20 protein-coding genes are annotated in these 21,374 nt (G+C 30.9%); 10 read left to right on the forward strand and 10 right to left on the reverse strand.

Annotated features, from left to right (window positions below):
* Positions 1-33 precede the first annotated feature (33 nt).
* The 3 genes from AAFN75_RS09555 to AAFN75_RS09565 are packed head-to-tail and all read right to left on the reverse strand — an operon-like array spanning position 34 to position 1,812.
* Positions 34-834, reverse strand: a complete 801-nt coding sequence (locus tag AAFN75_RS09555; protein WP_411806122.1) for an ImmA/IrrE family metallo-endopeptidase — start codon at positions 832-834, stop codon at positions 34-36.
* Positions 806-1,216, reverse strand: a complete 411-nt coding sequence (locus AAFN75_RS09560; RefSeq protein WP_411806123.1) for a hypothetical protein — start codon at positions 1,214-1,216, stop codon at positions 806-808. Before AAFN75_RS09560 ends, AAFN75_RS09555 begins: the two co-directional genes overlap by 29 nt.
* Entirely contained in the window at positions 1,192-1,812 is a 621-nt protein-coding gene (locus tag AAFN75_RS09565; protein WP_411806124.1) for a hypothetical protein, read from the reverse strand. Before AAFN75_RS09565 ends, AAFN75_RS09560 begins: the two co-directional genes overlap by 25 nt.
* A 101-nt stretch (positions 1,813-1,913) precedes the next feature.
* Between AAFN75_RS09565 and AAFN75_RS09570 the strand changes: the two genes are divergently transcribed.
* Genes AAFN75_RS09570 through AAFN75_RS09590 form a run of 5 tightly spaced genes read left to right on the forward strand, consistent with a single transcriptional unit; the run spans position 1,914 to position 4,661 of the window.
* On the forward strand, positions 1,914-2,087 hold the full coding sequence (locus tag AAFN75_RS09570) for a hypothetical protein (protein ID WP_411806125.1): 174 nt from the start codon (positions 1,914-1,916) through the stop codon (positions 2,085-2,087).
* 4 nt (positions 2,088-2,091) lie between these two features.
* Positions 2,092-2,508, forward strand: a complete 417-nt coding sequence (locus AAFN75_RS09575; RefSeq protein WP_411806126.1) for a lecithin retinol acyltransferase family protein — start codon at positions 2,092-2,094, stop codon at positions 2,506-2,508.
* On the forward strand, positions 2,501-3,007 hold the full coding sequence (locus AAFN75_RS09580; protein ID WP_411806127.1) for a hypothetical protein: 507 nt from the start codon (positions 2,501-2,503) through the stop codon (positions 3,005-3,007). The genes AAFN75_RS09575 and AAFN75_RS09580 overlap by 8 nt, the downstream gene beginning before the upstream one ends.
* Positions 3,007-3,993: a hypothetical protein gene (locus tag AAFN75_RS09585; RefSeq protein ID WP_411806128.1), complete on the forward strand. Its 987-nt coding sequence runs from the start codon at positions 3,007-3,009 to the stop codon at positions 3,991-3,993. The genes AAFN75_RS09580 and AAFN75_RS09585 overlap by 1 nt, the downstream gene beginning before the upstream one ends.
* 11 nt (positions 3,994-4,004) lie before the next feature.
* A complete protein-coding gene (locus AAFN75_RS09590; protein WP_411806129.1) occupies positions 4,005-4,661 on the forward strand; it encodes a hypothetical protein in 657 nt (218 codons plus the stop codon).
* Here the strand turns inward: AAFN75_RS09590 and AAFN75_RS09595 are convergent.
* The 6 genes from AAFN75_RS09595 to AAFN75_RS09620 form a co-directional block, all read right to left on the reverse strand.
* Positions 4,621-5,739 (reverse strand): hypothetical protein, encoded by a 1,119-nt coding sequence (locus tag AAFN75_RS09595; RefSeq protein ID WP_411806130.1) that lies wholly within the window; start codon positions 5,737-5,739, stop codon positions 4,621-4,623. The two genes, AAFN75_RS09590 and AAFN75_RS09595, sit on opposite strands and share 41 nt — an antisense overlap.
* Before the next feature lie 14 nt (positions 5,740-5,753).
* On the reverse strand, positions 5,754-6,410 hold the full coding sequence (locus AAFN75_RS09600; protein WP_411806131.1) for an ATPase: 657 nt from the start codon (positions 6,408-6,410) through the stop codon (positions 5,754-5,756).
* Positions 6,394-7,041 carry a hypothetical protein gene (locus AAFN75_RS09605; protein ID WP_411806132.1) on the reverse strand — a complete coding sequence of 216 codons (648 nt, stop codon included), beginning with the start codon at positions 7,039-7,041 and terminating at the stop codon, positions 6,394-6,396. The genes AAFN75_RS09600 and AAFN75_RS09605 overlap by 17 nt, the downstream gene beginning before the upstream one ends.
* 6 nt (positions 7,042-7,047) lie before the next feature.
* Complete coding sequence (locus AAFN75_RS09610) at positions 7,048-7,329, reverse strand: helix-turn-helix domain-containing protein (protein ID WP_216066147.1); 282 nt, start codon at positions 7,327-7,329, stop codon at positions 7,048-7,050.
* Between the two features lie 274 nt (positions 7,330-7,603).
* Positions 7,604-8,440: an RteC domain-containing protein gene (locus tag AAFN75_RS09615; RefSeq protein ID WP_411806133.1), complete on the reverse strand. Its 837-nt coding sequence runs from the start codon at positions 8,438-8,440 to the stop codon at positions 7,604-7,606.
* Between the two features lie 256 nt (positions 8,441-8,696).
* Positions 8,697-9,113, reverse strand: coding sequence for a helix-turn-helix transcriptional regulator (locus AAFN75_RS09620; protein WP_411806134.1), 417 nt, complete (start codon positions 9,111-9,113; stop codon positions 8,697-8,699).
* Positions 9,114-9,702: 589 nt separating this feature from the next.
* On the opposite strand from AAFN75_RS09620, the gene AAFN75_RS09625 reads away from it, so the two are divergent.
* Complete coding sequence (locus tag AAFN75_RS09625; RefSeq protein WP_411806135.1) at positions 9,703-10,695, forward strand: D-cysteine desulfhydrase family protein; 993 nt, start codon at positions 9,703-9,705, stop codon at positions 10,693-10,695.
* Here AAFN75_RS09625 and AAFN75_RS09630 read toward each other — a convergent pair.
* Complete coding sequence (locus tag AAFN75_RS09630; protein ID WP_411806136.1) at positions 10,685-11,899, reverse strand: tyrosine-type recombinase/integrase; 1,215 nt, start codon at positions 11,897-11,899, stop codon at positions 10,685-10,687. The two genes, AAFN75_RS09625 and AAFN75_RS09630, sit on opposite strands and share 11 nt — an antisense overlap.
* 1,093 nt (positions 11,900-12,992) lie before the next feature.
* On the opposite strand from AAFN75_RS09630, the gene AAFN75_RS09635 reads away from it, so the two are divergent.
* From AAFN75_RS09635 to AAFN75_RS09650, 4 genes are read left to right on the forward strand one after another with little or no spacing between them, the layout of a single operon-like run.
* Positions 12,993-15,662, forward strand: a complete 2,670-nt coding sequence (locus AAFN75_RS09635; protein ID WP_411806137.1) for a PAS domain S-box protein — start codon at positions 12,993-12,995, stop codon at positions 15,660-15,662.
* 24 nt (positions 15,663-15,686) lie between these two features.
* A complete protein-coding gene (locus AAFN75_RS09640; RefSeq protein WP_411806138.1) occupies positions 15,687-15,956 on the forward strand; it encodes a response regulator in 270 nt (89 codons plus the stop codon).
* Positions 15,943-16,065: a hypothetical protein gene (locus tag AAFN75_RS09645; protein WP_411806139.1), complete on the forward strand. Its 123-nt coding sequence runs from the start codon at positions 15,943-15,945 to the stop codon at positions 16,063-16,065. The genes AAFN75_RS09640 and AAFN75_RS09645 overlap by 14 nt, the downstream gene beginning before the upstream one ends.
* A gap of 5 nt (positions 16,066-16,070) precedes the next feature.
* Positions 16,071-21,329 (forward strand): PAS domain-containing protein, encoded by a 5,259-nt coding sequence (locus tag AAFN75_RS09650; RefSeq protein ID WP_411806140.1) that lies wholly within the window; start codon positions 16,071-16,073, stop codon positions 21,327-21,329.
* Positions 21,330-21,374 lie beyond the last annotated feature (45 nt).

A 21,374-nucleotide genomic window follows, 5' to 3' on the forward strand; every position in this document is an offset into this window, starting at 1 on the left:
AAAGCTATTATAAATTAGATTTTGACTTCAATTTTATTTTTCCCAAATTAGACTAATAATGGTTTTATATTGCTTTGTAGGTATGCAATATTCATAAAACTCCACATCATCCTCTTTTTCATTCAATCTGAACCAAGTTGATTTGTCAATGACCTGTGCTTTTTCATCCCCAGAATAAAGATATTCGTAATTTGCATCTAGATATTCTTTAGCTACTGAATCTTCAGGAGGTGGTAATTTGGTAATGTCAGGTGCCCAAACAATCAAATCCTCTGATTTACGCCAATAATGAACGACACCATTTGATATAAAAACTACAAAAACAGGAGCTATGTCTAGTGTTAATAACCTGAAAATAACAGAAGTCATGCTAGTTTTAAAACGTATTGCAATATCCTTGATTAGTTTTGGTCCAAAAGGTTTAGCCTTAATAAATGACCTAAATGCTGTTTCGGGCATTAGTAGTTCACTCGCAAAATCATTGGCTTCATATTCTTGCTGACTCCTTTTGGCTTTTTTTTCTAAGTTAAACCAGTTCAATGTGTTCGAATTGTCGTTGTGTAATTCTAATTTCTCATGTAGAAAGTGATGACCTAATTCGTGAGCAGCAACAAATCGCTTCCGTTCACTACTAATAATTGTACTATTAATTTTTATAAGTGTTCTTGATTTACCTCTTACAATTTTGCCATCAGAGTTATTCAATTCCTCTTCTTTATAAATAATGTCAAAACCAGACATTAAGTCTTCCATCGATAAATCGCTAATGTCATCAAAACCGATTATATCAAGAATTTGCTTAGCTTTATTTCTTCCCTTTTGATTCGTTTTCAATCATTTCAATTATTTCGATCAAGTTTTGATCTTTAATTATATCTTTTATTTCTTCTTCATTAAGTTCTTGCAACTTACTAAACTGAAAGTAAACTCTATCTTCTCTAATTAAATTATTTAAGTAGGCTACAGGTCTATCTAAACCTTTAGTAAGTGCTTCTTTAAATCGCTTACTAGCGGTTAATAATAGAGCTTCTTGCTTTTCTCGGTTGGCTTTGATACTAAGCTTAAATTTTAATTGCTTAATAAATTTGTCCTGACCAGTTTTTCTCGTTTTGAAATCAACTCCAGCTTCAGCAAGAGATTCTCTTACAGTCTCAATCGGATAAGATTGCTCAAAACTTTCAATGCTATCCTTTATTGTTTTTTTAAGCTTATCCACTTTGTATTTAGTTTAATTTTTTTTCTTCTTAACCTTTTGTAAATATTATTGATTTCCATTACTGTTTTACCACAATAATCTGCAACCTCTTTTGGTGTTTTTATTCCAGCAGTCCAACATTCAAAAATTTCTATTTCTGATTCGTCAGCTCCTTGTTCTTTCAAAGATGATATCCATTGGTCAATTATAGTTAAGTCATCAATACGATCATAATTCATATCATTAGTTCCAATTTCAATGTTTTCTTTGTGTGAGATATCCGTAATATAACTTTCCTGTTGGTTTTCATCATGAAAATCGTCAAAATTATCATCTGGTTGGACTCTGCCTTTTTTGAAAAAGTATGATAAATCACTACTTAATGTTCCTAATACGAAATTTTCAAATGAGCATTTGTCCATATTCCATTTTCTCGTGCCATCACAAGCCTTTCTTAAAGCCTCTTGACAAAAATCTTCAAATTGTAAGCCGTTTTTATTTTGATCAGTCTTATCATAAAACCTGTTTCGCACATAATCTTCCATTCTATCTAGAAGAGCCGAAAGGTCTATGGAGTCTAGTGTTTCGAGAATTTGTGCTGTTGTTGCTATTGCCATTCATATTAAATATGCTTAAAGAAAAGAAAAAATTGCCAAATGGTGGCAAAAAAAATAAAAAGCTAAGCATATAATATTAGAAACATTAAAATTTTAAACAAATGGCAAAAAATAAACCAATCGGAGACAATGCTCGAAAGGGAGCAGTAAAACAGAGATCACAAGTGCTTAACCCCAAAACCAATTTATATGTTAAGCGTAATGCTGAAACAGGACAGTTTATGGATGTAAAAACATCTGGTGGTAAATTTAAAGGAGTACGTAAAGAAAAATGATATTATGATAAACACATTTGTAAATTTATCAACATTATCTCTTGGGGATGTAATAATTGCTAAAAAGCGTAAAGGCTTAGGTAGAATTCTTAATCATTATTTAGTGTTTGTTGGGAATAATAGATTTATTGGTAATCTAAAAGATGGAGTGAAAGAAATCCATTATGATGAATTAATGAATCTGCTTAATGAATATGAACCTACTGGTGTTAGAAAACTGAATGGTACTTTTTTACACCAACAGCAAGCTATTAATAGAGCGTATTCAAAATTAGGATATCGATATAGCTTATTAAATTTCAATTGTGAGCATTTTGCGAATTGGGTTCAGTTTGGTAGAGTTGAAAGTAGTCAAGTGACTACTGGTTTTGCTATTCTCGCAGGAGTTCTTTTTTTAAAATTAGTGAGTAGAGATGAGTAAGAAAAAAGAAAGAGAGAGAAATCGACTAGAGTTAACAATGTCTCGAATTGATCACTATTATGATAGTGTTAATAATAAATCAGCTGTGTATTTGGTAATTAATACATTTTTGACAGGAGGATTAATTGTTTTAATGACTCAAACGCAATCATTAAAAGGTATTGGGTTGCTAGAGCATTTAAGTTTGGGGCTATGCATGCTATTAGGGTTGGTAAGTTTGGTAATTATAGCTATTACAAGCATACCATTCTTTTCAACAGAACCAAACTCTCTATATTACTTTGGGACTATAGGTTCTAAAACTAATAGTCAGTTTTTAGAAGAATCTAAAAATTATACAAAAAAAGAAGATTTAAAGGATTTAAGATGTCAAGTGCATCTTTTGTCAAAGGGCTTAACGGATAAGTTTAAAAAACTCAAGTTCGTTGGGTATTTCTTAGTGGCACAATTTATAGTGCTAATTCCAATAATGTTTTATTTAATAAAAAATATAAGTTAATGAGTGTTTTTAATCCCTATTTAAGTGTTATAAAAAAAGCTGTTCAGCAAGACCCAAAACTTAAACAAAGATTGTTTAGTTCTGAACTAGAAGATAGTGCTTTTGATACCAGTTATATCAAAGCTCTTAGAAATGAATTACCCAATTCAAAAAGTATTAATGAATCTGTAAGTCTAATTAAAGGTATGGGAGTTCCAGTTGTTGGTAATTTACCTGAATTAGGCAATCATCCTGATTTTAAGTATTTAAGAAATACAGATGAGACTGAGGATCATTGGATTATTTCAGGTTTTATAGATGTTAAGGATAGTACCAAATTATTTAATCGTTTCACAAAGGCGACTGTTGCCTTAATAACTGAGGGTATTGTTCAAGCCTCAATTTTCGCAGTTAACTTATGTGATGGTTATGTACATAGAATTCAGGGAGACGGGTTGATGGTTTATTTTGGTGGTAAGGATAAAGATAAAGCTGAGTCGGTAAAAAATGCTTTAAAAGCATTTGCAATGATCTCTTATTTTGTTAAAAATGATTTGAAAGATTTCTTTGCAGCAAATTCAGTTACCGAGATATTTACCAGAGCAGGCTTAGATTTAGGGCATAATAATCAAGTAAGATGGCTGTATTCAGGAAGTGGTAACGCTGGAGAGGTAACTACCTGTAGTTTACATACTAGCCTTGCTCCTAAAATGCAAAGTAACGCTGTAAGTAACGGTGTTGTTGTAGGGCAGAATATAGTAAATCAAATGACCGATAAAAAATATTTTACGGAAAAAAGAAACCCCATTTGGGAGTATGGAGATGGAAGGGTTTACAACCAATTTGATTTTAATTGGGATAAGTATATAACAGATAATGGCTTAGGTGTTCAAGATAGGTTTGGAAATATTGTACTAACAATAGGGGATACAGACCAGATAAAACCTCTTGATAGAACTTATTTAGCACCTATTGCAGAACTGAATAAACCATATTTTGTCATTTAACAATGACGATATTGGATAAACATATCAAGCAGTTTTTAGAACGGTATCATAATTTTAGTTTGATTGATTCCAAGAAGAAGCATGGGGCTTCCTTAAGAGGTATTATTACTGTGGTTGATGAAAATGATCAGGTTTGGGCTGATTATGACGTGCGTATCGAGATTGACTCTACTTATCCTTACACTATTCCTTCGGTTTATGAAGTGAGTAAATTAATTGAAAGGAATTGGGATTTTCATATTTCAAAAAGTGGAAAATGTTGTTTGGATATCCACCATTCCCTTTTGTTAAAAATGAGAGCTGGAATTGACTTAACTGATTTCTATCAAAATGTGATATACCCCTTTTTTGCAAATCATCAGTATAGAATTGATGATGGTAATTATGCTAATGGAGAATATAAGCATTTCGAAAAGGGGATAATTCAATACTACAAAGAAGAACTAGATCTATCCGAAACAGATTACATATTAAAACTATTAGAGTCAGCTATTTTAGATAGTAAACATGAAAGAAATATTGTTTGTAATATTTGTGGTAGTTCTAAATTTAAAAGGTGTTGTTTGTCCAAAATAAATAAACTAAAACTATTTGGTAAAGATCAACTCAAAGTTGATTACGAAATATTTAAAAAGCAATCTTCCCCCAAACCAAAGGATGCTCACTAGCAGCAACATTTCTATTAGAAACAGATTTATAGATAGACCATTGTGGTTGTTTCTCTGGCCACATCGCTTTGCGATTTAAGCCACTATCTTTCATTTTATTAAATAGAGCAGGCGAGAAGAGCATGTAATCTTTTTGTTTAATATTTACACCCATTCTGTAAGCACTTAATCTAAAATAAGTGCCATCATTTCCCTTATCAATATCCACTTCAAACGAGAGGTGTTTTGTAATGTCTTTAAGGTCTGTATCTTGTATTAAAGGCGATAGAGAATTACAATAAGATGGCGCGTTGAATGTACCTGCAATTACGATATTATTTTTGCCTTCAGCAATCAACTTTTTGTAAACTTCAGCAATCTTATAAACTTGCTTTTTTCTAATTTTATCAGACCGTTTTCTATCTTTTGTAGGCTTTCTTAAATAAGCATTTAGTAACCAAATAGTTTCTTTTGATGGTGTGCTAATTTCATATTCAATCAAATTTTTACCATCATCGTTAGTTGCTGCATTGATATTATGTGTTCTAACAGCTTCTAGATTATAGCCTTGTCGCAATGCTATTCCCATTTCTAAACTATTCATATCATTGCCTTGAATCACAAAAGAGTGGTTAAAAGGTTTGCAGTCAAATTCTGGTAGAATGAGCTGGTTAAAGTCCTCAAATGAAGCTCTATCCTCAATTTCTTGTAGCAGTATAATATCTGGATTTACAGTTGCGATAACTTGTGCTTTATGTTGTGTTGATTTAGGATGAATAGGAACGGTTTGTAGTTTTATCCATCCATTCCAATCTGTGAGATTACCAGCTTTATTGTCAATGGAATAGCTTAAACCTTTCATAAACAGAAAACCTGCTTTTCGTCTCAAAACAGCATAAGGACGAGGACTTGATTTTTCAAAACCAATTAAAAATGATAATTCTCTAATCCGATCTTGCTGGTTCAATGATTTAGAGGGTTCAAGCATGAGTTTGTCAAGCTCAATTGTCCAATCGGCAGTTAAATTTTCGGTTAGTTTTTCTAAAAGACTTCTGTCTCTGTGAAATAAGTTTTGAACATTAAAAGTTGCTATTTTCATGATTTCTTAGTTTTTTATTTTCTTTTATCGCAAGAGTCTTCATCGAATGCTACCAGATTAAATAATTCTCGCATTCTGCTTCTTACTCTATTGCCATACAAATCTTCCAGTTCTTCAGCATTTAGGTTTGTAGTTCCGTGTGTTTTTATGTGATGGTTTATAAAAAGTTCATGACGTGAGAGTAAGATTTCGCCCATGACGTTACAGTCCTTTCCGTAGTGTCTTCCAATAGGTTCTACACCTAAATCATCAAAACAGAAAAACTGCCTACAACCATAATCTTCAATCGTTTTGTAGCCAATGTGATTGAAACCAAATACGATATTTCTGGAAGGAATCAGGATGTATGGTTTTTGCAACGGAACGATGTTTTTAAGCAAAATCATTAAGCTTGTTTTGCCACAGCCTACAGGTCCGGAAAGTAAAATGCCTTTATCTGGATCTATCTCGTTTTTTTCGCAGTTTGCTTTGTCTTTTATGAAATAATGACAGAGTTTTAAAATGATTGGATGGTCTTCTTCGTAGATTTTAAAACCGTTACCAAAGAGCATTTTTCCTTTAACTTCGAGGTAGATTAAGATTTTTTCAAAATCGTACGTCACTTCTTTGCCATCAAACGTGCCAATGTCATACGTTTTGTGTTCTTCGACTATTTTACAAGGGTTGACCATAATCTTTGTTTTTACTGGTTCTCAGGTTGTCCTTTTTTTGAGGAACTGCATCTGCCGTTTCAAATTCATTGGCTTTAAGCATCCAATTACTTGCAGTAGCATGCCAATCTTCTATTTTTATTTTGCCACCAATTTTCCAACCAATGCCTTGATAGTGGTTGTAGAATTTCTTGGCTTCATTATCTGGCCATTTTTTCTTTTTAAAAAAATCAATGACTTCAAATTCATTTTTTGGTAGCTTAGTTTTATTTATGTTTTCTATTTGTTTATTAATGTTTGTATTACGTATCAATGCTTGTTCAGTACTTGTTTCAAACTCATTCACAACTTGTTCAGAGGTTGTACCGAAATTGAACAACTTGATTTTACTGCCTTTATATGGATTGTGTGAAGGGAAATATTTTAGATAATTCCATGAATCCATCTGTTTTAAACAGCGATGATAAGTTGCTGTCGAACCAATTTTTGAAAGTTCCATAACTTCTTGTCTGTCTATGTAAAATTCTTCTCGAAATCGGTTTAAATTCCAAAACTGAAACAAAGCCATATATAGGCTGACATGCGTTGTATTTAACCTTTTGTCTGCATAGACTTTTTGAAATACAGCATTGAGATGTTTTATATAATTCATACATATTTATTCCGTTTTATGATGGACTCGATTATTATCCATAACCTTCTGAATTTCTTCGGAATCATAAAAAATGATGCCACCAACCTTTGTGTAGGGTAGTGTACCTTTAATTCGAAGATTCTGTAGAGTGCCAGGACTAATTTGAAGTAAGTCCATGAGTTCTGAAGATTTTAGATATTTCTTCAGCTTACCTTGCGCTTGTTTGCTTAAAAGTTTTTTGATGTCATCAAGTAGTTCAAGTTTGAAATCCATTAGATCATCTGTAGTAATAATTGTTGCTGGCATAGTAGAACTGTTTTTAGAAAAGAACTACCATTTTGCTTTTAACTAAAATGATAGCCCTTGACCTGATTTGACTTTCGTTCTACAAATTTGAATAGTATTGTTGGCATTTAATCAGTAGTTAAACCGTAGTAGGGTCAAAATTTAACATCTTGATAAATGGTGTTATTTGATGTGTTTTGGTACGGAAATTATTTATTTTAATATGAAGTAATTCCTTTTTTGGGAGAGAAATTTAAAAGCGTAAGGTAAACCGAGTACTGTGTTTTTTGAAGTGTTATTCTTCTGAGTTCTCTATATGAGAAAGTAAGCTTGCAGAAAGGTCATCCAAGAACTTGGTGCGACTAATTTTTCGAGATTTTATATCAGCAAAGGTTTTATAGTAGTCGCCCAGTTTAAAATGAAATACGCTTTCTAGTGTAGATGCAATTTCTTTAATATCAGATTTTCCGTTATTAATGACTCTACTATGGTATAGAGCATATACCAATTCTGTGAGAGCTGTTTTTGAAGATGTCCATTCTAGCTCTGTAAGATTGTTCAATTCTAATTCATTCTTATATCTTGATTTTTTAGCATCCAATAATCTGTTTTGTAAATAATTGATAAAACGCTTTGATGCTTTTAATTTACCTAGGAGTAAATCATAAGGTGTACAAAAATCTGGGTCTTGAAAATAAAATTTTGAAGATGTTATTGGAACATTATCAAAATAATCTCTAGTGAAGAATTGCTTGTCTAGATGTGTCTGTTTGGATTCAATATATTGTACAAAGTCCATGTTGTATAAAAAGAACCGATTTAGTTTGCCCAATTTCTTTTTAACATATTTTCTTTGTTGGCTGCTGCCCACTTTAGGGAATTGAATTTCAAAAGAGCGGATTTCTGAATAATAAATAAGTTGAGTAAATGGTGTTTGCTTTATTTTTTTAAAGAATTCTATTTCTTCTTCAGTAGATTTAAAACCATCTATCACTACTGATTTTCTATATGTATTTAGAAGGTTTCGACATGCAATTATGGATTTATTTGAACGCTCAATAATTCCATTGGAACTATATTTTATCTCATCCAAATCGAAAAGTAGATTCTTGTTTTTCTTTTTAAAATCCATTCTTTAATTTTAATAAAGAAATAGTTATTTCTAAGAAGAATGTAAAATTTAAAAGGATGATATGAAAGAAGTAAATGAGAGAAACTAGTAATAATCGATCATATTAATGCTTCTATTAATTTAGATTTTTTAGGGCTTACTATTTCAATTTAATTCTAAGTTGTTTAAAATAATAATAGAATCAAAATTATACCTGTGTAGTTTTTGCGTATTTCGTATGTGAATTTTTGTTCACATGTATTTTAGTAGTTTATGTTTAACCTTTGAACTTTTTTACAAAGTCCTCTTTGTTAGAAACATTAGATTTTATAAAAATATTAGAAGCATGTTTCCTTACTGTTCCATATGAAATAAACATGTTTTTGGATATTTTTTTATAACTATCTCCTTTAATAATTTGAATAGCAATTTCATTTTCTCTATTTGTGAAACTATATTCTTTTCCAATATTACGTTTTAATATGTAAGTGTTTTTTAACCTGTATGAATAGCTATTAATTTCCATTACGGTAACTAAAAAGAATGCCATAGTTACTAAAGGTTGGGTAATCGGTTGAAAATCTCCAAAATATGTTAGTAGAGGCAAAAGAATTACAGATAATATAGAAGTAAGACCTAAGTAAGTTTGAATTTTAAAGTAGCGTTGTCTTTTGACTTCTTTTCTTATGGTCATAAAGAAATATATCAAAAATGTTATGGACATAAATATAGGTAATACCAAAAATAGACTTCTAGAAAAACTAAGCGAGTTTGTATAATAATATGGTATAATGAATAAAAACAGAAAGCATAGAGTTAGTATTATTGTTAGATTTTTGATTTTGAAAAAAGGGTTTGGTGTGATAATATTAAACTCAATATATAAATACCAAATAAGGTAAATACACATAATAATGGAAATACTGTATGTTGCTATGTACTGCAAGAACAAAGGACCAGGTAGAGATGTATTAGGTAATAGGCCATTAAGTATATTATATAATAGAAAAAGAATAGCTAAAATCAAATATCTGTAGGAAGCTTTGATTGTTTTTTGTTTGCTAAATATTATTTTTAAGAGTTGAAGAACAATGATTATACTGATTACAATACATATAAATAATACTATCCAATGCATTGAAGATGAATAAATGTATTCAGGTATGAAATGATATTTTTGCTCTTGGGGTAGCATATAAGTATTTGAATAACAAAATATTATATTTAATTTTCATTACTGTTAAAGATACTATATATTAGTGTTAATCAAAAATCAGCTTATAATGTTATCTAAAAAATACAGTTTAGGTTTTTTTCCAACACCACTTGAGCGATTAGATAATCTATCTAAAAAACATCCTGATTTTAATTTATTTATTAAACGAGATGATAATTCTGGACTAGCATCAGGAGGAAACAAAGTTAGGAAGTTACAATACTTTATTTATGATGCTCTAGAAAAAGGATGTGATACCACAATTACTGCAGGAGCTCAACAGTCTAATCATTGCCGACAAACAGCTGCTGCTTGTGCTAAAGCTGGATTGGAATGCCATTTGTTGTTAGGAGGTATAGAACCTCAAAATTACAATGGTAATTTGTTGCTTTCCCATCTATTAGGAGCTAAAATTCACTTTACTGGAGATAATAGAAAAGGAGAAGATATAGTTAAATTAAAACAAGATTTAGAAGCGCAGAAAAGGAATGTTTATGAAATTCCTTATGGTGGTTCAAACTTACTAGGGGCTTATGGTTTTGTCGATGCAGTTAAAGAATTAAAGAAGCAACTTTCAGAAAAGAAATTAAAAATTGATTACATTTTCTTTGCGTCGAGCTCTGGAGGAACACAAGGAGGGCTTAGGCTTGGGTTGGATTTATTTGGTCTTGATATTAAGTTAATGCCAATTAGTATAGATAAAATTGGTTTAGAAGATGGAACTCTTGACGAAGCAGTACTAAAAATATTGCGCAATGGTCAAAAAGAATTGAATATTCAAAAAACGTACTCAATTAAAGATGCAACACTTATTAGAGGTTACGACAAACCTGGTTATGGAGTAATTACTCAAAATGAAAAGATGGCCATAAAACAATTGGCTCAAAGTGAAGGTATATTATTAGATCCTGTTTATTCTGGTAGAGCTTTTTACGGAATGATAGATCATCTGAAAAGTAATAAGATAGAAAAAAACTCTAATGTGCTCTTTTGGCACACAGGCGGATTGCCAGCAAATTTTTATTATTCTGAAGAACTTTTAAAACAACTTAAAAGTTAATAACACTTTCCAAAGCATCATCAGCCTCTGTATGAATGAAATTAGCTTGATAATTAATTGTTGTTTTTAAGTCGCTATGACGATATAATTTTTGAAGCATTAATGGATGAATTTTGTCTCCAGCGATATTCCCAAAACTGTGTCGAGCAATATGCATGGTAACCTTCTTTTTAATTCCAGCTTTTATAGTAATCGATTTAAGACAGTCATTTAATTTTTTGTTAGCAGTTTTTAGTTTATTAAAAACATCTTTAGGGTTATTCAAATCAGCTTTTTTTAGTTCAGGAAAAATGAAATCATCATCACTTTTTTTATCCATTTTGTAACTTTCTAAGACAACTGATATTTTATCTGGAATTTTTAATGATAACAATTTAGAATTTTTACCCATTCTGTAGTGAAATCTTTGGTCATAAATATCAGACCAACGAGTTCTTAAAATATCTGAGACTCTCATGCCTGCAAAATTAAAACTAAAAAGCCATATGTTCCGTGCATGGATTTCTCTAAAAGTCAAATTCTCTAACGATTGTAGCTTTTTTATCTCTGAAATAGTAAGCCCAACTTTTGTTGTCTCTGGAAATTTGATTCGTATTTTATCTGAGCCAAAAGGATAGAGTTCTTTACTAATAATTTTTTGTTTTATTGCTCGATTATATAGTAAACGCAAAAGAACAAGTATATTCATAATCGATGTGTCAGATAAAGAATGTATTGACTTTAAAGTAATCATTAGCTTCTTCAAGAAACGTTCATCAATTTCCTGAAAAGTAAGTTGTTTTGATTTATGGAATTTTAATATGAAGCCTACCCAAGCTTTATCACATGATAAACGATTTAGTTTATTCGATAATTTTAAATCATCTAAATGTTCATTTGCAAGTTCAAAAAATGTAGAGTTTTTACCTAAATTGTATAATTCGTTCTTAATTTGATTTGCTGAAGCATCTTTATTTTTTACTTGTAAAGCAATTAAAGATTTGTTTACTTCTGAAATTTCTTGAGATAATAAACTATTTAAACTGACAGAATTAGGATGAGATTTTTTTACACGTATATTCTTTTTATCCCAATCTTCAATATCTATGTAATGACCTATATATTGATAAGTTGAGCGACGATTTTTGGTAATTCGAATAGCAAGAGGATATAGACCTTTCCTATTCGGTTTTTTACGAAGTACTATTTTTGCGTTTGATGACATAATTGACCTGTTTTAGCACGAAAGTCAAATCAGGTACAACATTTGGTTTTAAAACCTATGCAAAGATACACTTTTATTAGTTTCTCTAGGTACAACATAGGTACAACAAATACTGAAATTAATTGATATTAGATGATATCAAATAAAATTACAAACACCCTAAGTAATTGTAAATGAATGACTTTGTTCTTATTTGGTCAAATATACGCTAGACTTAGGATCTAGTGCAGCAATGTGTGGGAGTTCGAGTCTCCCCGCCCGCACAAAAGTCGAAGATTTATCTTCGACTTTTTTCATTTATAATAGTTGGTGATTTTTTAAGACGGGAGGTTTTTTCTCTAGCTTAATTTTACATCTGTCTAACTAAAGTATTTCTGCAGAATGTCAGCTGTTCACAACAAATGTTTTATGGTAGATTTACAATCAAAAACGGGTTAATGTTTTGATTACTTGTTGTTTATAAGATGTATTAGTCGATGCTGTTTAAGGCTCTAAAGGTGCTATATTAGTTTATTTTCCTTTTGTTAGTTGTATGTTCTTTATAAAGTCCCATATAAATTACTTGATTTTGGTGATTTTTTTCTTTTCTATATTAGTCTGTTTTTTACATTTAAAACACTGATAATAATAAGGTTGTGTTCTTTTTGTGGCTTAAGACTGAAGTTTTTTTAATGTAAAGGGTTAACTGTGAATTTTTTAAAAAATTAATATCCAAAAAACATGGAAAAGCATTGTAAGAAACTATAACTTTTCTTATTTTAGTTAAATATAGAATTACTTAGGTTGTGTGGTTGTAATTTAATTAAAAAAACGACCATTGTAAAAAAATAAAATGGGGCTATAAAAATCATTTAATTAAAAAAGCTTACTTGTTATTTCTATACATTTGTAGCCTTTAATTTATATACTAGGTTTTCTTAAAATTTATAATTGATCAAAAAAAAGATAGTTGTAAATATTTGAGACCATTTACTTTAGTAAATAGCTTACACAAGCTATTATTACGTAAATAATAGCATTGTATATAAGTTACCCATTATTTCTATTAATAATAATGGCTTTTTAGTAGAATTTCTTACCCAAATGAAATTGTATGAATATTTATGCTACAATACTTGTAGAGTTTTTGCTAATAGCCTCAAGTATTCTTTTATTATTTAAACTTAGAGCCAAAATTGGTTTAGCACCTCTTTATCTTCTTTTGGGGGCTGTTCAATATTTGCAAGCCAACGCGGTAACTTCGTTTAGCATAACCATTTTTGATGGCTATGTAATGTATCCTGGGTCTATAATCTTATTTAGTGTATTGTTATTTGCGGTTTTATTAATCTATATAAAGGAAGGGGTTGCTAGCACTCGGGCTCTAATTATTGGAATTATTATTTCTAATATTATAATGGCTCTTGTATTTCAAATTACTTATGTACAGCAATACCTGGTGAGTCAAATTAATAATGCATCCATAAACTCTAGTTCTATTTTAGTTATAAATTTTAAGTATTTTTCTAAGGGCACAGCTATTATGTCTGTTGATTTTTTATTACTTATAATCCTATATCAATATTTAATTTCTAGACTGAAAAAGCTGCCTTTTTTTCTAGTTCTGTTTAGTTCATTGTTTTTAATTCTGATGTTTGATGCTATTGTGTATAACATAGCAATGCATTATGGTACCCCTTTATTTAAATCGTCATTAATATGTCATTTAATAGGTAAAGCTATTTCATCTGTAGTATTTTCACTATTGCTTTATGTGTATTTAAAATATTTTGATTATGAGAGTGGGGGAGCATCCTTTATAGCTAATCGGGAACGCGATATTTTTTCAATAATTGATTACAGAAAAAAATATAAAGATCTTGTAGTTGCAAAACAGAAAGTTGAACAAGAGTTGTCGTCTCAAATCGAAGTAACGTTAAATAATATTTCCGACGGATTTATCTCTTTAGATAAGAAATGGTGTTATACATATGTAAACAAAAAAGCAGGAGAAATTTTGGGCAGAACACCTAGTAATTTATTAGGTAAACATATTTGGACAGAATTCCCAGAAGGTAAAGGTCTTCCATTTTACGATGCTTATTATAAAGCAGAGGAAACCCAGCAAGCACAAATATTTCAAGGTTATTATAAACCATTGGATAAGTGGTTTGAGAATAAAATTTATCCAACTTCGGAAGGCTTAACTATTTACTTTACAGACATTACAGAGCGTAAAAAATCTGAAGAATTACTAAAAGAAAGTGAGCGTAACCTTGATAATATCATTAATAATATTGGAGATCCATTATTTGTAAAAGATGAGCAAAGCCGTATGCTTATTGTTAACGATGCTTTTTGCAAAATGTTTAATGTGCCTAGTGACGCTGTGATTGGTAAAACAATGACTGAAGATTTGCCACCTCAAGAAAGTGAAAGCTTTTTAAGTATTGATAAAAAAGTTTTAGAATCTGGAATTGAAAATATAACAGAAGAATGTTTTACCGTAAGCGGAAGAGAAAAGCAAACTATATCTACTAAGAAAACCAGATATACTGATGGTAATGGTAATAAATTTTTAATAGGTACCATAAGGGACATTACAGAAAACAAAAAAGCAGAAGAAAATAATAAAATGTTACTTTCTTTAATAGAAACTAGCGACGATTTTATTGGATTAGCATCCTTAGAAGGTAAGCCTATTTATTTAAATAAAAAGGGTAGACAATTAGTCGAATTAGGGGCTAAACAAGAGTTGCCAAACCATATAACAGATTTTTATCCTAAACGCTTACACGATGTTATAGTACACGATCAAATTACTAGTGTTTTTAAAACAGAAAAATGGAGAGGTGAGTCTGAATTTAAAACATTTAAGGCAGGTAGTTTAATACCTGTTGAGATGTCTGGGTTTTTAATTAAAGATAGCAACTCTAGGCCAATGGCTTTGGGTATTGTAGCATCAAATATTACGGTTCGTAAAAAAGCAGAAGCAGAGTTAAATGCTCACAAAAATAATTTAGAAGAATTAGTAACCTCAAGAACTTCAGAGTTAGAAAAAGAAAAAGTTAAAGCGCAATCTGCAGATTTAATGAAATCTGCATTTTTAGCAACCATGTCTCATGAGTTACGCACGCCAATGAACTCAATTATAGGCTTTACGGGTATTTTATTAAAAGAAATTGCAGGACCACTAAACCGCGAACAAATTAAGCAGTTGCAAATGGTTAAAAATAGTGGAGAGCATTTACTTGGTTTAATTAATGATGTTCTAGATATTTCTAAAATAGAAGCAGGTAAGTTACAAGTTACTTTCGCTCCTTTCGATTACTTAAAATCCTTGGAAAGTACTATCGATTTTGTATCGCCCCAAGCTTCTGCTAAGGCACTTAATTTGAAGACCGAAATTAGCGAAATGGAAATAACGCTTGTAAGCGACCAAGGACGCGTAGAGCAAGTATTACTTAATTTACTTTCCAATGCTGTTAAGTTTTCAGAACAAGGCACTATACTTATTAAAGCAGATGTGATAGACGATCATCTTATAACGCAGGTTATAGATCAAGGAATAGGTATAAACGAAAAGGATATTTCAAAATTATTTATGCCTTTTGCGCAACTTAAAGATGGATTGAATAGAAACCATGAAGGTACAGGCCTAGGATTGTCCATTTGTAAAAACTTAATTGAAAAATTAGGAGGAAGTATTAATGTGCAAAGCAAAATAGGTAAAGGCAGTAATTTTAGTTTTAAATTGCCTTTAGATGTTATAAATAAAAAATAATAAGATTTAAGCATATTGTAAATTATGGTTACCGTTTTAATAATAGAGGATAATATGCAAAACATGTATATGCTGGCCTATTTGTTAGAAAATAGTAGATGTAAAATAATTAAAGCTTATAATGGTGAAGAAGGTTTAAAGTTGGCGAATGAAAACCACCCAGATATTATTTTAATGGATATTCAGTTACCAGATATGGATGGTTACGAAATTTGTATTAACCTAAGAAAGAGTGGTTTGCCCAAAAAACACAACAATAATAGCTGTTTCATCTTATGTTTTGGATGCAGATAAAGAAAAAGCTATAGAGGTAGGCATGGATGCGTATATCGAAAAACCTATTAATCCAGATACTTTTATAGAAGAGATGAAGGATATTTATAAAGCAAAAAAACAAAATTAATTGGTATGAAAACTATATTAATAGTAGATGATATTTATGAGAACCTTTACTTGTTAAGAGTAATACTGGAAGAGGCAGGGTATCATGTTGTTGAAGCCAAAGATGGTAAAGAAGCGTTAGAGAAGCTACCTCAAAATAATGTACATCTTATTATTTCGGATATTTTTATGCCGGTTATGGATGGCTATATGTTCTGTCAAGCATGTAAAAAAGATGAATTATATAAAGATATCCCTTTTGTTTTTTACACCTCCACCTATACTAAAAAACCTGACGAAGATTTTGCCTTAAAACTAGGGGCCGATTATTTTTTAAGAAAACCTACAGATTCAGATAAATTACTTCAATTAGTTCATGATATTCTTTCAAAAGATACCAGTCAAGAACAACCTGTTGAAAAAGAGCAGTATACAGATCAGGAAGTTTTAAAGCAGTATAGTAAACGCTTAATTAGTAAGTTAGAACAAAAAAATTCAGTTTTAGAAAAAGAAATACTCCAGCGCGAAAAAATTGAACAAAAGTTAATTAATGAAAATGCAATACTAGATTTAATAGCAAGTAACACGCCTATTAAAGAAGTCTTTAATCATATAATAAAGAACTACCAATTAATACGTCCAGAGTTTTCTCTAGCTATTAGTATGTTAGATGAAGATGGCATTCATTTAGATCTTATTTCGGCACCAACTATACCTAAAGCATATAATTTAGCTATCAAGCGAGTAGTTATTGGTAATAATGTAGGATCTTGTGGGACAGCTGCATTTACAAAAAAGCCGGTAATCGTTGCAGATATAAGTGCAAATAAGTTGTGGGAAAATTATAGAGATTTAGCTTTACAGAATAATTTAAAATCGTGTTGGTCCATTCCCATACTTTCTGAAAACAAAACAGTATTAGGAACATTTGCAATTTATAGTGGCACAGTTAAAACACCGTCTTTAGAAGATATTCGAGAATTAAACTCTGCCGTTAATTTGGCGAAAATAGCTATTGTGAAATTCAACATCATAGAAGAGGTTAAAAAAAGAGATGCGTCTTATAAATCTTTAATTAACCAAGCAAATGATGCGATACTTACATTTTCATTTGATGGTGTTATATATGATTTTAATAAGGCAACACATAATATTTTAGGATATAGTAAAAATGAATTTTCAAAATTAACGCTTCAAGATATTGTCGCAGGTGATATAATTGAAAATCCCAATACTTATCAGCAAATATTAAATGGCGAACCTGTAACAATTGAAAAACAATTCATAGCTAAAAATAGAGATTTTATAGATGCCGAAATTTCTACAAAATTGCAAAATGATGGCAAAATACTTGCGGTAGCTCGTGATATTACCGAGCGTAAAAAAGCCGAAATAAAACTTCAAGAAAGCGAATACAATTTAAGGCAGTCGCAAATAGTTGCAAACATAGGTTCTTACTCTTTAGATATTAATTCGGGTATTTGGTATAGCTCAGCGGTTTTAGATAATATTTTTGGTATAAAAAAATCATTTCTAAAAAATGTAGAAAATTGGTTAGGCTTAATTCACCCAGATGATAGAGCCGGTATGTTAAACCATTTAGAGGTTGACGTAATAAAAAACCATAAAAAATTTAATAGAGAATATAGGCTTATAAAAAACAATACTAAGGAGGAAGTTTGGGTTCATGGATTTGGAGAGTTAGTTTTTGATGATGATGGTGCACCAATGAAAATGATTGGAACCATACAGGATATTACCGAGCGTAAAGAGGCAGAAATAATGCTTTTAGAAAGTGAGTATAATTTGAGGCGCTCACAGATAGTAGGTAATATAGGAACATTTGCAGTAGACTTGATAGACAAAACTTGGAAAAGCTCTGTTGTATTAGATAAAATGTTAGGTATGAAAAAATCGTTTGTTAAAACGATTGATACATGGAGTGCTCTTATTCATCCAGATGAAAGAGAAGATGTTTTAGCTTATTTTGAAGACTGCATAAAAAACAACAAAAAATTTAACAGAGAATATCGAGTTTGTAAATTAAACAATAAAAAAGAAATTTGGACACATGGTGTAGGTGAGGTCATATTTGATAGCGATGGAAATCCTATTAAAATGATTGGTACAATGCAGGATATTACCAAACGAAAAGAGACGGAATTAAAAATACAGGAAAGTGAAAAATCACTATTAGAAGCACAAAAAACGGCTAAAATTGGTAGTTTTAATCTCGACTTAAAAACAGAAATTACAGAAACCTCAATAGTTTTTAAAGAAATAATAGGGGTTAGCCAAAAAAGCCAAATAACCTTGGAATTTTGGAATACTAAGATATTACATCCTGAAGATAGGCTTGCATTTATTGAAGAGATGAACAAGAGTATTAAAACAGGTGAGAAGCTTGATTTCGAATATCGAATAATTACTTACAACAAAAAAAGAACAAGATGGTTTCATATACTAGGTGATGCCATTTATAATGATGGCAAGCCAACAAGCTTTTTTGGAACTATACAGGATATTAATGAGCGCAAAGAAGCAGAAATAAAAATAAAAGAAAGTAAAAAATCGCTATTAGAGGCTCAAGAAATCGCTAAAATTGGTAGCTTTAATTTAAACCTAATAGAGCTCGTTGCCGAAACTTCAGTAACTTTTAATGAAATTTTAGAGATAAGTGTTGATAAGGATATTAGCTTTAATCTATGGAAAACAATAGTACATCCCGATGATAGGCAGTTAGTTAAGCAAACGGTTTTAGAGTCCCAAAAACGTGGTGAGAAATTCGATTTGGAGTATAGAGTGTTTACTGCCAAAAACAAGGTGTTAAGATGGATTCACGGTTTAGGTGAATTTGTTTTTGTTGATGGAATTTGCACAAATTTTTATGGTACCATTCAAGATATAACAGAGCGAAAAGGGGCGGAAATAAAAATAAAAGAAAGTGAAAAATCGTTATTAGAAGCTCAAAAAATCGCAAAAATAGGTAGTTTTACCTTAGATATAAAAAAGGGAATAGCTGAAACTTCCATAATTTTAAAAGAGATAGCAGAGTTAAATATAAATACTAAAATAGCATTAGATGATTGGAGAGCAATAACCCATACTGAAGATGTTGATATATGCGATAAGGAAATTGAAAGATGTATAGAAACTGGACAGAAGTTTGATTTAGAGTATAGAATATTCACGAAAAAAAGTAAAGAATTAAAGTGGATTCATGGATTGGGTGAAGTCGTCTTTGAAAATGGCGAAGCATCATTTTTTTATGGAACCATTCAAGATATAACGGCTCGTAAAAAAGCAGAGTTAGAATTACAAGCGGCCAAAGCATTTTCAGATAAGCTTATTATGTCTATGCAAGAAGGTTTATTAATTGTAAATCTCGAAGGCCAAATCATATTGGTTAACGATGCGTTATGTAAGATCTTAGGATATACTGAAGAAGAGCTTGTTGGTTTAAATTTACCATATCCATTTGCTAAAGCTGAAGATTTACAATTAATGTTAGCAACCAAAGACGACGTTGCAAAAGGTAAGGCTAAGTCTTTCCATCTTGAGTTTGTTAGAAAAAACGGCGAAAAATATTTAGCCTCGTTTTTATCGGGTAATATTAAAAATGATGAAGGCGAGGTTATCGCTTTATTTGCAACTTTAAAAGACGTTTCAGAGGAAGAAAAAGCGAAAAGAATACTAGAGGATATTGCTAGAAAATCTACTCAGAAGAAAAAAATAATAATGGAGTTAACCGCACTTGTGGGGTCCGATTATTATAACTCTCTAAAAAAAATAATATCTCTATCGGCAGCGGCTTTAAACGTGGCTCGTGTGGGTGTATGGAAATTTAACGAGGATAAAACATTAATTATTTGCGAAAAATTATACCATTTAGAAACAGGAGAGTTTGAAGAAGGATTAAACTTAACAAATAAGGATAATCCAGATTATTTTGATGCCTTAAATGGTAACAGTTTATTAAGTATTGAGGATGCTGTTAATAATGAGATTACTAAAGGGTTTGCAACAAGTTATTTAAATCCTTTAGGGATTTCTTCAATTTTAGATGTTTTTATCCAAGGCAACCAAGGCATGTATGGTGTTATTTGTTTTGAACATATTGGAGAAAAAAGAAAATGGACTGCAGAAGATGAGGAGTTTGCAACCTCTATAGCAAGTATTGTATCCTTAATGGTTGAAAGTTCCGAGCGTAAAATAGCCGAAAAAAACTTGGTTGTTGCAAATGCCGAACTCTCTACCGCTAACAAAGAGTTAAATCATTTACGAGAACAGTTAGAGCAAGAAAACGTATACCTAAGAAACGAGTTAGCCTTAGTTTTTAACTATGAAGAAATGGTTTACGGCAGTGAGGTGTTTAGTAAAGTGTTAACCGAAGTAGAAAAGGTAGCGCCAACTAATGCATCGGTGTTGTTGTTGGGAGAATCGGGTACAGGTAAAGAGTTACTAGCTCGAGCAATTCATAATATTAGTTTACGTAATAAAAAGCCTTTAATTAAAATAAATTGTTCTGCAATTCCTAGAGAACTTATTGAGAGTGAGTTATTTGGGCATAAAAAAGGGTCGTTTACAGGTGCCTTTAGTGATAAAACAGGGAAATTTGAATTGGCAGATGGTGGTACTTTATTTTTAGATGAAATAGGAGAGCTACCTTTAGATATGCAACCAAAAATTTTAAGATTTTTACAAGAAGGAGAAATTGAAGTTGTTGGAGGTACGGGCTCAAAAAAATTAGATGTTAGAGTAATAGCTGCAACAAATAGAGATCTAAAAGAAGAAATTGAAAAGAAACAGTTTAGAGAAGATTTATTTTTTAGGCTTAATGTGTTCCCTATTAATGTACCGCCTTTAAAAGATCGATTAGAAGATATACCATTGTTAGTGGAGCATTTTGTAGATAAATTTAATAAAGCTTACGAAAAACATATTAAATATATACCTAGTGATGCTATGGACGATCTTATGTCTCATAAATGGCCAGGTAATATAAGAGAGTTAGAAAATTTAGTAGAACGAGCGGTAATCTTATCAGACTCAGAAACCTTAATGCTATCGCCTGTTAATGAAACTACAGTATTAAAAGAGTTAACTAAAAACTACACAAGTCTTACTCTTGATGAAGTTCAGCGCAATCATATTTTAAAAACATTAGAAAAGTGCGATTGGAAAATTCATGGAGACGATGGCGCATCAAAACTTCTAGATATTAAACCTAGTACCTTGAGAGATAGAATGAAAAAACTAGGTATAACAAAACCTTATAAAAAATAACGGATTACCGTGGTTCTTAATTTAGCGGTGTTTGAATAACGGTAT

Origin of the sequence: Algibacter sp. AS12, from assembly GCF_046736315.1 — a bacterium.
GTDB classification, from domain to species: domain Bacteria; phylum Bacteroidota; class Bacteroidia; order Flavobacteriales; family Flavobacteriaceae; genus Algibacter_B; species Algibacter_B amylolyticus.